Here is a 12,507-nt window from a genome sequence, read left to right as displayed (position 1 = left end):
CAGGCCCTAAGGCTCAGGAGCCGCCGTAGGGCGTGGCGTCGAGGATCTCGACGGACATGCTCTTGCCGTTGGGCAGCGTGTACTTGGCCTTCTCGCCGACCTTCTTGCCGTTGATGGCGGCGCCGAGGGGCGACTTGGGGGAGTAGACGTCGATCGGGGCGCCGCTCTCCTCACGCGAGGCCAGCAGGAACGTGACCTCCTCGTCGTCGCCCACGAACTGGATGGTCACCGTCATTCCGGGACCGACCACGCCCTCCGCACGCGGCGCCTCGCCGACGCGCGCGTTCTGCAGGATCTGCTGAAGCTGGAGGACGCGGCCCTCCTGCTTGCCCTGCTCTTCCTTTGCCGCGTGGTAACCGCCGTTCTCGCGGAGGTCACCTTCCTCGCGGGCGGCCTCGATCTTTGCGGCGATCTCGATCCGGCCTTCGCCCGTGAGGTAGTCCAGCTCGTGCTTGAGCCGGTCGTACGCCTCCTGGGTAAGCCAGGTGACGTTGGCATCGCGGGTCTCGGTCACGGGTACTCCTCATCCACGTGAAGTGCGGCCGTAGAACTCTCAAGGCTACCGGCATTCAAACGTGAAGTAGCCAGCGCAAGAGAGCTTTGTGTCGTTATGACGCTCTTGTTTGTTCCCCAGGGGAGAGCCGGTATTAACCTGTACGGCACCCCTGGACGTCAACCGCGGTCGCACGGGACCTCGTCGGAAGCTGCTGGCGGCGATCGACGTCACCCGTGCCGGTCGGCACGGTCACCTCCATTCGCCCCACTTCCGCGTGAGCCGTGTCGTACGCGATGAGCGCACAGCGCACATTGTCGCCCTTGGACTTGGAGATCTGGTAATGCACGCGGACCGACCGGTCGGCCGCCTGCCAGGAGACGATCTGCGGCGTGATCCCCGGAGTCCCCTCCGTGTGCGCCATGATGATGGCCCAGCCGGCGGCGCAGATCGCGACGAACACCCCGATGACCGCATAGGCCACCCCGTTACGCCTGGTGGTGGTGCCGGTCGAGCTCATGGGAATCTCCGTGCGGGGCGGTGTTGTTCTCAGGGAGAATCATGCTTCGCGGTGCGGTCGCCGGACGCCCGGTCCCGCATCGGATGAATACGACCTTACGCTCACGGGGAGCCTGAGTTGTCCGAGACCTCGACGTGTCGCGAACCGCTGCGCCTGATGGCCGTGCACGCCCATCCGGACGACGAGTCCAGCAAGGGCGCGGCGACCATGGCGCGCTATGCCGCCGAAGGCGTTCAGGTCCTCGTGGTGACCTGCACCGGAGGCGAGCGCGGCGACATCCTCAACCCGGCGATGGACCGCCCGGAGATCAAGGCCGACCTCGCCGCCGTGCGCATGCAGGAGATGGCCAGGGCCCGCGAGATCCTCGGCGTCGACCAGCGGTGGCTCGGCTTCGTCGACTCGGGCCTGCCGGAGGGCGACCCGCTGCCGCCGCTGCCGGAGGGCTGCTTCGGCCTGCAGCCGATCGAGGTCGCCAGCGAGCCGCTCGTGCGCGCCGTACGGGAGTTCCGCCCGCACGTGATCCTGACCTACGACGAGAACGGCGGTTACCCCCACCCCGACCACATCATGACCCACAAGGTCTCGGTGGAGGCGTTCGACGCGGCGGGCGACCCCGACCGCTACCCCGGCGCCGGGGCGCCGTGGCAGCCGCTCAAGCTCTACTACCACATGACCTTCCACCAGGATCGCTACCTCGCCGAGCACAAGGCGATGCTCGACGCCGGCCTCGAGTCGCCGTACGAGGAGATGCTCCAGCGCTGGCAGGACCGGCCGCTGAAGTGGGAGATCACCACCAAGGTGCCGTGCGCGGACTACTTCGACCTGCGCGACCAGGCGCTGATCGCCCACGCCACGCAGATCGACCCGAACGGCCCCTTCTTCGCCTGCCCGACCGACCTCCGGCGCAAGGCATGGCCGACCGAGGACTACCATTTGGCACGTTCACTGGTGGACACCGAGCTGCCGGAGGACGATCTGTTCGCCGGCGTTCACGAGGTCCAGGAAAAGGTGTGCCTGCCATGATGGTTCTCGCGGTCAACGAAGACCAGGTGACGCCTGGGGTCGGCGCGTTCCTCATCGTCGCGGCGCTGGGCGTGACGCTCTTCTTCCTGATCCGCTCGATGAACAAACGAATCGCGCGCATCCAGGCCCCGAGCGAGGACGACCTGCGCCAGGCCGAGTGGGAGCGTCGCCAGACCGGCCGGGACTCCGGTGACCAGGCCGGCAAGGCTGCCACCGGCGTCAAGAAGGCTGAGTCGCCCTCCGGAGGCGATCGGCCGGACGCCTGACGCGGCGTCGCTCGCGCAGCCGGGCGAGCAGCGCCCCGGCGGCGATCACCGCCAGGCCGGCGATGGCGTCCGCGATGTAGTGGTTGGCGGTGCCGACCACGACGACGAGCATGAACACCGGATAGAGGGCGCCGAGCACTCGCAGCCAGCGCCAGGTCGTGTTGCGCGCGATCTGCCAGCCGCACCAGGCGGCCCAGCCGACGTGCAGGGACGGCATCGCCGCGAACTCGTTGGTCAGGCCGGCCAGACCGCGGGGCGCGCTGGCCGCGTCGCCCCACCAGCCCCAGTCGTGATACCTGGCGAGCGTGTCGACGAAGCCGGGCAGCATGCGCGGCGGGGCGGTGGGGAACAACCAGAACCCGAGCAGCCCGATGAGCGTCGCGATCACCAGCGCCGTACGCGCGCCGCGGTAGACGCCGGGCCGGCGGCGCCACAGCCACACCAGCACCAGCGGCGTCACCACGTAGTGCAGCATGGCGTACGCGTAGGACAGCGGCACGCCGAACTCCGGGATCGACGAGACGGCGTGGTTGATGCTCGTCTCATCCGCGATGCGCAGCGTGCGCTCCAGGTCCAGCACGCGATGGGCGTTGGCGAACGCCTCGCCGTGGCCGGCGGAGACGAGCAGGCGCACTCCGTCGTACAGCAGGTACATCGCGCCGAGCAGGGCGACCTCGCGCCACCATCGGGGACGGATCCTCGTGTCGGGAGCCGAGATCGGTGGAGCCGGTGCGAGCCGGCTCATCCCGTGCACGCCGTGATCAGCATGAGGCCCCCTCCGCCGGCGATCCCCCGGAGCGAGGGAGCCCTTGTCCCCGCGCAAAAGTATATATGTGCAAAGTACATCTATAGCGGCCGGAACAGGTCGGTGTGGCCCGGAGGCTCCCGGCGTGTCGCCTTGGTGGCTGTGCGCCCGGCATGCCGGTCAACGCCCAGGAGCCGAAACGTGTTCCTCCAGTCCTTCGTCAGGGCACGTTCAGGTAGTACTCAACTCCGCAGGCCAGGATGGGACTGTGAGTGAAGCGCGACTGCTCGTGGTCGAGGACGAGCCCAACATCCTGGAACTCCTGTCCGGCAGCCTCCGCTACGCCGGGTTCGAGGTCGTCACCGCGACCGGTGGCAGTGACGCGGTGCAGGTGGCCCTGCAGCGCCGCCCCGATCTCATCGTGCTCGACGTCATGCTGCCCGACATGGACGGTTTCGACGTCATCCGCAGGCTGCGCGGCGGCGGGGCGCACATCCCGGTGCTGTTCCTCACCGCGAGAGACGCCACCCAGGACAAGATCCGCGGCCTGACCCTCGGCGGCGACGACTACGTGACCAAGCCGTTCAGCCTCGAAGAGGTCATCGCCCGCATCCGCGCCGTGCTCCGGCGCGCCCAGGGCGGCCCGGCCGAGGCGCCGCCTCGGCTGAGCTTCGCCGACCTCGAACTGGACGAGGAGAGTCACGAGGTGTGGCGGGCCGGCAAGCCCATCCAGCTCTCGCCGACCGAGTTCAAGCTGCTGCGCTACTTCATGACCAACGCCAACCGCGTGCTGTCCAAGGCGCAGATCCTCGACCACGTGTGGGACTACGACTTCCGCGGCGACACCGGGATCGTCGAGTCCTACGTCTCGGTGCTGCGCCGCAAGCTCGACAAACTCGGACCCCGCCTGATCCACACCCTGCGCGGAGTCGGCTACGTGCTGCGCCTGCCGCCGGAGCAGTAATGCCGCCCTGGCTGACCCGCCTGTCGGCGCGGACCCCGCTGCGGGTCAAGCTCATCGCCGCCTCGCTGGCGCTCGTCGCCCTGGCGCTGGTCGCGGTGAGCGTGGCGAGCGTCTCGGCGATGCGCGGCTACCTGCTGGACAAGACCGACCGGCAGCTCACCGGGTTCGCCCGCGTGACGGCCCGGGTGATCAGCCAGCCCGGACCGACCCAGACGAAGGTGCCGGTGACCGGGCAGTTCGTCGTCCAGGTACGCGACGCGACCGGCAGGGTCCTGGCCGACTCGGGCAAATCGATCTGGCGTGACTCCGTGCCCGATCCCGCCGTGCCGCAGGACGCCGTGTGGCTGGCGACGCACGCCGAGCAGGCCGTCACCGTCGGCGCGGTGTCCGGCGACGGCCACTGGCGCGTCCACATCGAGCCCATCGCCGGCGGCTACGTGGTCGTGGCCGCGGACCTGCGCGACGTCGCGCGCACGACCGGCCGTCTCATCGGCGTGGAGATCGTCGTCGGCAGCATCGTGCTGGTGCTCGTCATGGGCCTCGGCATCGCGATCGTCCGCGCCAGCCTGCGCCCGCTGGTGCACATCGAGCACACCGCCGAGGGCATCGCGGCGGGCGACCTGTCGCGCCGCGTGCCCGACGCCGACCCGCGTACGGAGGTCGGCCGGCTCGGCAACGCGCTCAACGGCATGCTGACCCAGATCGAGACGGCGTTCCGCGCCCAGGCGAAGTCGGAGGCGACCGCCCGCGAGTCGGAGGAGCGGATGCGCCGCTTCATCGCCGACGCCAGCCACGAGCTGCGGACGCCGCTGGCGGTGATCCGGGGCTTCGCGGAGTACTACCGGCAGCGTTCCGACGTCCCGCCCGACGAGCTGGACCGGCTGATCGGCCGGGTCGAGGACGAGGCCGCGCGCATGGGCGTCCTGGTCGACGACCTGCTGCTGCTGGCCCGGCTCGACCAGCAGCGCCCGCTGGCGCGCAAGCCGGTCGACCTTCTCGCGCTGGCCGCCGACGCCGTCCACGACGCGCGCGTCGTGGACGGCTCACGGGAGATCACGCTGTCGGTGCGCAGCGGTTCGGCCTTCATCGTGACCGGCGACGAGGTGCGTCTCCGGCAGGTGATCGGCAACCTGGTGAGCAACGCGCTGCGGCACACGCCGTCCGGCACGCCCGTCGAGGTGGTCGTACGGTCCGGGCTGCTCGGCGGCTCTCCGGCGGCCGTACTCGAGGTCGTCGACAGCGGTCCGGGCATGCCGCCCGAACAGGCCGATCGGGTGTTCGAGCGGTTCTACCGCGCCGACCCGGCCCGGAGCCGCGGCGGCACCGGCCTCGGCCTGGCGATCGTCGCCGGGCTGGTCGAGGCCCACGGGGGCACCGTCTCGGTGGAGACCGCGCCCGGTGAGGGCGCGACGTTCCGCGTCATCCTGCCGCTCGATCCGGACGCGGTCGAGACCGACGCGGTGGAGTCGGCGCCTCTTTAGGAGCCGCGCGGTCTTAACACAGCCCTTATTGCGGCAACATTCAGGCGCGTCTCAGCGGAAGTCCAGTCCCGTTGGCGATTCTCTGAGTATCACCAGATGAGGGATCTTGGGGAGTGAGCGATGGAGACCCACGAGCAGCCGGCGGGCGGCCACGAGGAAGAGCCGCGCGGCGAGGCGCCACTGGAGTCGGAACGGGAGACCGGCACCTCCCCGGCCGCGTCGGATCAGTCGACGTACGTGCAGGCCTGGCCACCGCCTCCGGCCCCGCGGACGCCGGCCGACGATGAGACCGGACCGGTGCCCGCGGCGCAAGCGCAGCCCGGCGGTTCCGGTCAGCAGCAGGCGTACGGCCAGCAGGAGGGCCCGCAGGCGTACGGGCAGCCGGGCTACGGCGGACAGGCCTACGGACAGCCGGCGCCCGGGCAGCAGGTGCCCGGTCCGCACGACCGGCCCTACGGCCAGGCGGCGTTCGGCGAGCAGGGGTACGGTCCCGGCCCGGCGTACGGCCAGGCTCCCGGCGGACACCCGTGGTGGACGGCGAAGCGGAAGGTCGCGGCGGGCGGTCTCGCCCTGGCGCTGATCCTCGGCGGCGGTCTCGCCGGAGGCGCCGTGGCGGCGGTGGTCGGCGGCAGCGGCACCACGTACGCCAGCCCGACCGCCGTGAAGCCCGCGTCCAGCAAGTCGGCCACCGGCGTCGCGGCGATCGCCCAGGCGGTGCAGCCGAGCACCGTGTCGATCACCGTGACGACCCAGCAGGGTCAGGACGAGGGCACCGGCGTCATCATCCGGTCCGACGGCATGATCCTCACCAACAACCACGTGGTCGCGGACGCCTCGGGCGGCGGCCAGATCACGGTGAAGTTCAACGACGGCAAGAAGGCCTCGGCGCAGATCGTCGGCACCGACCCGGCGACCGACCTCGCGGTGATCAAGGCGGCGGGGGTGTCCGGGCTCAAGCCGGTGACGTTCGGCAACAGCGACCAGCTGCAGGTCGGCGACCCGGTGGTGGCGATCGGCAGCCCGCTCGGCCTGGAGGGCTCCGTGACGTCCGGCATCGTCAGCGCCCTGCACCGTACGCTCACCGAGAGCGGCGAACAACAGCAGCAGCCGGGCCTCCCGTTCGGCGGCGGCGGCCAGAACCAGGGCCAGCAGAACAACTCGGGCGGTACCGCGATCGGCGACGCCATCCAGACGGACGCCGCGATCAACCCGGGCAACTCCGGCGGCCCGCTGGTGAACGCCTCCGGCCAGGTCATCGGCATCAACACCGCGATCGCCACGTCCGGCAACGGCAACGGCAACATCGGCGTCGGCTTCGCCATCCCGATCGACACGGCCAAGCAGGTCGCCGACCAGCTCATCAAGACCGGCAAGGCCACGCACGCCTACCTGGGAGTGACGCTGTCCGACGCGGAGGGCGACCAGCAGGGCGCCCTGGTGGCGTCCGTGCAGAGCGGCACCCCGGCCGCCTCGTCCGGTCTGAAGGAAGGCGACATCGTCACCCAGGTGGACGGCAAGGCGATCGACGGCGCCGACGACCTGTCCGCGGCGATCCGCGGGCACAACCCGGGCGACAAGATCTCCCTGACGTACCTGCGCAACGGCCAGAAGCACACGGCGAACGTGACGCTGACGTCCAACGGCGGCACCTGACCGGGAGACCCGCGGTGCCCGCACGCCCGTGGGGCACCGCGCGGTCCCTCCCCCGACGGCCCGAGCCGGCCCGACCGGCCCGGGCCGTTCGCATGACCGGGGTCCGCCGTACGGGGGATGCTCCCTTACACCGGGCGACTGTTCCGGCGCGGTGCGAGCTCGTCGCCGCTTCCCGGCCGGCGCCGCCGCCCGGGGGCCGACCGGCACCGTGCGGTCGCTCCCAGGACGGCGGTCGGCCATCGGAGGGATGCTCCTTCACGTCGGGCGACCGGGGGCGGCGCGAGATCGACGCCGCCCGCCACCGCTTCCCGGCCGGTTCGGCCGCTCAGGGTCCGGGCGAGGTCGCCGACATCGCGTCCGTGCGGTCGTCGGCCGTACACGGTGCTCACGGCTCGGGCCGTTCGCGGGATGGGGTCAGGCGCCCGGGAAGGTGGGGGTGGGGAAGCCGTCCGTGTCCGTTCCGGACGGGACGACGACGTGGTCGCCGGCGCTCAGGCCCGACGTGACCGCGACGTAGCGGTCACTGTGGATGCCCGTGCGCACGGTGCGGACCGTCGTGCGGCCGTCCTTGCGGACCAGGACCGTGGCCTGGCCGTTCGACGTCGGGTGGACCGCGCCGGCCGGCACGTACAGCGTGCTCTCCGCCTGGGCGGTCACCACCTCGACGGTGGCGCTCATGCCCGTACGCAGGCCCGCGGGCGGTGTGTCGTCCAACGAGACCATCACGCCGAACAGCGCCCGGCTGCCGTCGCTCGTCGCGGCGGGGTCGATGCCCGCGACCGTGCCGCGGTAGGTGCGGCCGGCGCTCATCGCGAGGCTGATCTCGGCCGACTGGCCGAGCTTCAGCTGGTTCACCTCACCGAGCGGGAACATCGCGCGGACCTGCAGGTCGTCCAGGTCGCCGAGGGTGATGAAGCCGGTGCGGCCCTGGCCGGTGACCTGACCGCCGACCGTGCCGCCGACCGACAGGACGGTGCCGTCCATCGGTGCGGTGAGCTCGGTGGCGGCGAGCGTGCGTTCCGCCTCGCGTTCCTTGACCTCGGCCTGGGTGACGCTCGCCGCGGCGAGCTGCACCGAGTTGACCTGGCAGCCGCCGCCGTTCCCGCCGCCGCGGGCGCCTCCGCCGGATCCCGCGCCGGCGCCGGCGCGCCCGCCGCCGTTCCCGCGGCTCTGGCTCGGCCGTGCGGTCGGCTTCGAGCTGTGGGTGGGGGACTGAGTGGGACGCGACTTCGTCGGCGTCGGCGTCGGAGACGTACGGGTGGGCGTGGGCTTCGGCGTCGGGGTCGGCGTTCTGCGCGTCGGTGTGGGCGTCGGGGTCGGCGTCTTCGACCGGGTGGGCCGGGAGGACGGCCGCGACGTCGTGCCGCGGGACGATCCCGAGCCCTGGCGTCCGTTCCCGGAGGAGTAGTCGGCCTGCTGCGTCTGCCCTCCGCCGCCCGCGCCGCCTCCGGAGCCGCCGCAGATGCCCTGCTGTGCCTTGCCGTAGGTGTCATCGGCCGCGGCGACGGCCGCCTTCGCGGCCTCGAGCTGCGCGCGTGCGTCGGTGTCGTCGAGGCGCGCGAGGACCTTTCCGGCCCGTACCTTGTCGCCGGGGGAGACCTCGATCTTCGTCACCGTTCCCGACGTGCCGAACACCAGGTCACGCGTGTCGGCGCTCTGGATGTTCCCGGCCGCGCCGGCCGTCGCCGTGACGTCGCCGCGCAGAACCGTCGCCTGCGTGACGGCACGCGCGGGCGAGTCGCCCACCGCCACCAGCCCGCTGGCGAGGACGACGACCGCGCCGGCGGCGAGCCAGGGGGGTTTGCGTAGATCGCGGAGGGTCGACCGGTTCACGGATCGAGATCCTCGTGGTCCAAGGTGACGGTGACCCGAGTCTGGCCTGAGAGTTTCCTGAACGAACCCTGCCCGGGTTCACCCGGCCGCGGCGACGTGCCTCGGGCGGTGTGCCACCGGCCAGGACATCTACCGTAAAAGGTCCATATGCGGCCGTCGTACGACATCTCCCCGCACGCAGAAACCTTTCAGGGAGGTATCAGGTTCACCCCAGCCGGGTCCGTGACGCTGTAGCGAGTGAAAGCCCTCCTTCGTCGCCGGCGCCTGCTGCTCAACGGCGCTCTGGCTCTTCTTCTCGTCGTCGGGGTCGGCGTCGCCTACCTGTCGCTGCACGACGACGCGGGCGCCTCGTCGCCCGGCCGCATCGTCCGCGTGAGCCGCGGCACCATCGTGTCCTCGGTCTCGGCCTCCGGCTCGGTGGCCAGCGCGAAGTCCCGTGACCTCTCCTTCGGGACGAGCGGCACGGTCGACTCGATCAAAGTCCAGGTCGGCGACAAGGTGAAGAAGGGGCAACTCCTCGCGACGCTCGACGACACGAGCGCGCAGGACGACCTGAAGTCCGCGAAGGCCGCGCTCAGCGCCGCCGAGGCGGGCGACACCTCGACCCCCTCGGGCTACTCCAGCTACGTGCAGGCCAAGGCCTCCTACGACAGCGCCGTGCGGGCGCTCGACGGCACCGAGCTCACCGCGCCCTTCAGCGGGACGGTCATCGCGGTCAACGGGTCGGTCGGCGGCTCTTCCAGCGGGTCGAGCAGTTCGAGCAGCAGTTCCAGCAGCAGCAGCTCCGGGAGCAGCGGAGGCGGCGGCGGTGGCGGCGGAGGCGGCGGGGGCGCGTCCTCGTCGACCTCGTCGAGCAGTACCTCCAGCTCCGGCAGCGGGTTCATCACCATCGCCGACACCTCGAAGCTGGACGTCAAGGGCGAGTTCACCGAGTCCGACGTCTCGAAGATCAAGAAGAGCCAGCAGGCGTCGGTGACCTTCGACGCCATGCAGGGCACGCGGGCGACCGGCAAGGTCACCGCGATCGACCAGACCTCGACGACGTCCAACAACGTCGTGCAGTACGGCGTGACCGTCAGCCTCACCGACCCGCCGAGCGGCCTGCGCATCGGCGCCACGGCGACGGTCCAGATCACCACGGCCAGCGCGCAGAACGTCCTGTACGTGCCCACCGCCGCGGTACGGACCGCGGGCGGGCGGGGCACCGTCACGGTCATGTCCGGCGGCAAGCAGGTCACCAAGGTCGTGGAGACCGGGATCCAGGGTGACCAGGGCACCGAGATCAAGTCCGGGCTGAACGAGGGCGACCAGGTCCTGGTCGCCAGCAGCGGCGGTACGACGGGCGGCAACGGCTTCCCGACCGGCCGGTTCCCCGGCACGGGCGGCATCGGCGGCGCCGGCGGCGGAGTCCGGGGCGGAGCCCGCGGATGACCGTCCTCGATGTCCGTGACGTCACCAAGGTGTACGGCGAGGGCGGCACGGCCGTGCAGGCGCTGCGCGGCGTGTCGCTGGCCGTCGAGCAGGGCGACTATGTCGCGATCATGGGCGCGTCCGGCTCGGGCAAGTCGACGCTGATGAACATCCTCGGCTGCCTCGACGTGCCCAGCTCCGGCCGCTACCTGCTGGACGGCACGGACGTGGGCACCCTGGACGACCGCCGGCTCGCGATCGTGCGCAACCGCAAGATCGGGTTCGTCTTCCAGTCGTTCAACCTCATTCCGCGGATGAGCGCGCTCGCCAACGTCGAGCTGCCGCTCGCGTACGGCGGGGTGAAGGCGGCCGACCGCAGGCGGCGGGCGCTCGCCGCCCTCGACCGCGTCGGGCTCAGCGAGCGGGTCGACCACGAGCCGAACGAGCTGTCCGGCGGCCAGCAGCAGCGGGTGGCGGTCGCGCGGGCCCTCGTCACGGCGCCCGCGCTGCTGCTCGCCGACGAGCCGACCGGCAACCTGGACACCCGGTCGACCGCCGACGTGCTGGAGGTCCTCGACGGGCTCAACGCCGCCGGCCGTACGATCGTGCTGATCACGCACGAGGACGACGTGGCACGCCACGCCAAGCGGGTGATCCGCCTCGTCGACGGCCTGATCGTCGACGACCGGCGCAGAACGCACGTGGACGAGCCGCCGCCCGGGTTGGTGGGGCTGCGATGAGCGGGAGCGAATCCGACGCAGCGAGCGAAGTGGCGGGCGAGGTACGAGCCCTCCGCGCAGCGAGTGAGGAGCGGTGAGCGACCAATGACACGCGAAGTACTCACGTTCGCGTTCCGCGGCCTGGCGGCGAACAAGCTTCGCAGCGGCCTGACGACGCTCGGCATCCTGATCGGCGTCGGCGCGGTGATCCTGCTCGTGGCGGTCGGCAACGGCTCGTCCAAGCAGGTGCAGCAGAACATCGAACGGCTCGGCACGAACACGCTGACCGTCACACCCTCGACGTCACGTGGCGGCGCCGGCGCGCGCGGGGGCGGCGGTGGGTTCGCCCGCGCGTTCGGCGGCGGCGGTGCCCCCGGTGCCGGGGCGCAGCAGCAGACCGGGCCGCGTACCCAGGCGCACGACCTGACCGTCGACGACGCGCGGGCGATGGCCGACGCGTCGGCGGCCCCGTCGGTCAAGAGCGTCTCGCCGGTGGTCAACGCCTCCTCGGCGAACGCCGCGTACGCGGGGACCAGCCACGCGATCCAGCAGTTCGTCGGCACCTACCCGACGTACTTCGAGGCGTCCAACGACCCGATCGACCGCGGCACCTACTTCACCAACGACGACGTGCTGAACGACCGCAAGGTCGTCGTGATCGGGCAGACCGTGAACGAGGACCTGTTCGGCACGGTCGACGCGGTCGGCAAGCAGATCACCGTCAACGGCGTGAACTTCACCGTCGTGGGGGTGCTGAAGACCAAGGGTTCGTCGGGCTTCCAGGACGCCGACGACGTGGCGATCGCGCCGCTCCCGGCGGTCCAGGAGAGCCTGACCGGGTACGGCGCGCTGAACCAGATCGTCGTGCAGGCCAAGACGCCCAAGACCGTCGACGCCGCGCAGTCGGAGATCACCGACATCCTGAACCAGCGGCACGGCATCACCGGCAGCAACACGGCGGACTTCCAGATCATGAACCAGGCGACACTGCAGTCGGCGATCAGCAGTAGCAGCAAGACGTTCACCGTGCTGCTCGGAGCGGTGGCGGCGATCAGCCTGCTCGTCGGCGGGATCGGCATCACCAACATCATGCTGGTCACGGTGACCGAGCGAACCCGTGAGATCGGCATCCGCAAGGCGATCGGCGCGCCGCGCGGCGCCATCCTCGGCCAGTTCCTCGTCGAGGCGACCGTGCTCAGCCTCCTGGGCGGGCTGCTCGGCGTCGCCGCCGGTGTGATCGGCAGCGAGTTCAAGGTGGTGGGGGTCAAGCCGGTCATCGTCCCCAGCTCGATCGTGCTGGCCCTCGGGGTCTCCGTCGCGATCGGCCTGTTCTTCGGCAGCTATCCCGCCAACCGCGCGGCCAAGCTCCGGCCCATCGAAGCCCTCCGCCACGAATAGGG

The 12,507-nt window shown here is 71.1% G+C and carries 12 protein-coding genes; 8 read left to right on the top strand and 4 right to left on the bottom strand.

Annotated features, from left to right (window positions below):
- Positions 1-13: 13 nt before the first annotated feature.
- Together greA and QSK37_RS08055 are read right to left on the bottom strand one after the other, a co-directional pair.
- Positions 14-514: a transcription elongation factor GreA gene (gene greA / locus QSK37_RS08060; RefSeq protein ID WP_285571010.1), complete on the bottom strand. Its 501-nt coding sequence runs from the start codon at positions 512-514 to the stop codon at positions 14-16.
- A gap of 133 nt (positions 515-647) precedes the next feature.
- Positions 648-1,013, bottom strand: coding sequence for a DUF4307 domain-containing protein (locus QSK37_RS08055; protein ID WP_285618620.1), 366 nt, complete (start codon positions 1,011-1,013; stop codon positions 648-650).
- Positions 1,014-1,169: 156 nt separating this feature from the next.
- Between QSK37_RS08055 and mca the strand changes: the two genes are divergently transcribed.
- A complete protein-coding gene (gene mca, locus QSK37_RS08050; RefSeq protein ID WP_285618903.1) occupies positions 1,170-2,036 on the top strand; it encodes a mycothiol conjugate amidase Mca in 867 nt (288 codons plus the stop codon).
- Positions 2,036-2,302: a hypothetical protein gene (locus tag QSK37_RS08045; protein ID WP_285618618.1), complete on the top strand. Its 267-nt coding sequence runs from the start codon at positions 2,036-2,038 to the stop codon at positions 2,300-2,302. Before mca ends, QSK37_RS08045 begins: the two co-directional genes overlap by 1 nt.
- Here QSK37_RS08045 and QSK37_RS08040 read toward each other — a convergent pair.
- The gene (locus QSK37_RS08040; RefSeq protein ID WP_285618616.1) at positions 2,256-3,047 is read right to left on the bottom strand and encodes a phosphatase PAP2 family protein; all 792 of its coding nucleotides are present in this window, start codon (positions 3,045-3,047) and stop codon (positions 2,256-2,258) included. The genes QSK37_RS08045 and QSK37_RS08040 overlap by 47 nt on opposite strands.
- A gap of 268 nt (positions 3,048-3,315) precedes the next feature.
- Between QSK37_RS08040 and QSK37_RS08035 the strand changes: the two genes are divergently transcribed.
- The 3 genes from QSK37_RS08035 (at position 3,316) to QSK37_RS08025 (ending at position 7,145) form a co-directional block, all read left to right on the top strand.
- The gene (locus QSK37_RS08035) at positions 3,316-4,011 is read left to right on the top strand and encodes a response regulator transcription factor (RefSeq protein ID WP_285570999.1); all 696 of its coding nucleotides are present in this window, start codon (positions 3,316-3,318) and stop codon (positions 4,009-4,011) included.
- The gene (locus QSK37_RS08030) at positions 4,011-5,492 is read left to right on the top strand and encodes a sensor histidine kinase (protein WP_285618614.1); all 1,482 of its coding nucleotides are present in this window, start codon (positions 4,011-4,013) and stop codon (positions 5,490-5,492) included. The genes QSK37_RS08035 and QSK37_RS08030 overlap by 1 nt, the downstream gene beginning before the upstream one ends.
- A 120-nt stretch (positions 5,493-5,612) precedes the next feature.
- Complete coding sequence (locus QSK37_RS08025) at positions 5,613-7,145, top strand: S1C family serine protease (protein WP_285618613.1); 1,533 nt, start codon at positions 5,613-5,615, stop codon at positions 7,143-7,145.
- Positions 7,146-7,559: 414 nt separating this feature from the next.
- On the opposite strand, the gene QSK37_RS08020 is transcribed toward QSK37_RS08025, so the two are convergent.
- Positions 7,560-8,978 (bottom strand): efflux RND transporter periplasmic adaptor subunit, encoded by a 1,419-nt coding sequence (locus QSK37_RS08020; RefSeq protein WP_285618612.1) that lies wholly within the window; start codon positions 8,976-8,978, stop codon positions 7,560-7,562.
- Positions 8,979-9,215: 237 nt separating this feature from the next.
- On the opposite strand from QSK37_RS08020, the gene QSK37_RS08015 reads away from it, so the two are divergent.
- The 3 genes from QSK37_RS08015 to QSK37_RS08005 all read left to right on the top strand — a co-directional run bounded on the left by QSK37_RS08015 (position 9,216) and on the right by QSK37_RS08005 (position 12,505).
- On the top strand, positions 9,216-10,409 hold the full coding sequence (locus QSK37_RS08015) for an efflux RND transporter periplasmic adaptor subunit (RefSeq protein ID WP_285618611.1): 1,194 nt from the start codon (positions 9,216-9,218) through the stop codon (positions 10,407-10,409).
- Entirely contained in the window at positions 10,406-11,128 is a 723-nt protein-coding gene (locus tag QSK37_RS08010) for an ABC transporter ATP-binding protein (RefSeq protein ID WP_285618610.1), read from the top strand. The genes QSK37_RS08015 and QSK37_RS08010 overlap by 4 nt, the downstream gene beginning before the upstream one ends.
- A gap of 84 nt (positions 11,129-11,212) precedes the next feature.
- Positions 11,213-12,505: an ABC transporter permease gene (locus tag QSK37_RS08005; RefSeq protein ID WP_285618609.1), complete on the top strand. Its 1,293-nt coding sequence runs from the start codon at positions 11,213-11,215 to the stop codon at positions 12,503-12,505.
- Positions 12,506-12,507 lie beyond the last annotated feature (2 nt).

This window comes from Actinoallomurus iriomotensis (assembly GCF_030269445.1).
Classification (GTDB): Bacteria; Actinomycetota; Actinomycetes; order Streptosporangiales; family Streptosporangiaceae; genus Actinoallomurus; species Actinoallomurus iriomotensis.
This window is presented reverse-complemented; position numbering and strand designations above follow the sequence as displayed.

Excerpts from the sequence above, each read along its gene's own strand:
- QSK37_RS08005 (WP_285618609.1), top strand. The coding sequence starts at position 11,213 with ATGACACGCGAAGTACTCACGTTCGCGTTCCGCGGCCTGGCGGCGAAC.
- QSK37_RS08055 (WP_285618620.1), bottom strand. The coding sequence starts at position 1,013 with ATGAGCTCGACCGGCACCACCACCAGGCGTAACGGGGTGGCCTATGCG.
- QSK37_RS08045 (WP_285618618.1), top strand. The coding sequence starts at position 2,036 with ATGGTTCTCGCGGTCAACGAAGACCAGGTGACGCCTGGGGTCGGCGCG.
- mca (WP_285618903.1), top strand. The coding sequence starts at position 1,170 with ATGGCCGTGCACGCCCATCCGGACGACGAGTCCAGCAAGGGCGCGGCG.
- QSK37_RS08010 (WP_285618610.1), top strand. The coding sequence starts at position 10,406 with ATGACCGTCCTCGATGTCCGTGACGTCACCAAGGTGTACGGCGAGGGC.
- QSK37_RS08040 (WP_285618616.1), bottom strand. The coding sequence starts at position 3,047 with ATGAGCCGGCTCGCACCGGCTCCACCGATCTCGGCTCCCGACACGAGG.
- QSK37_RS08025 (WP_285618613.1), top strand. The coding sequence starts at position 5,613 with ATGGAGACCCACGAGCAGCCGGCGGGCGGCCACGAGGAAGAGCCGCGC.
- QSK37_RS08030 (WP_285618614.1), top strand. The coding sequence starts at position 4,011 with ATGCCGCCCTGGCTGACCCGCCTGTCGGCGCGGACCCCGCTGCGGGTC.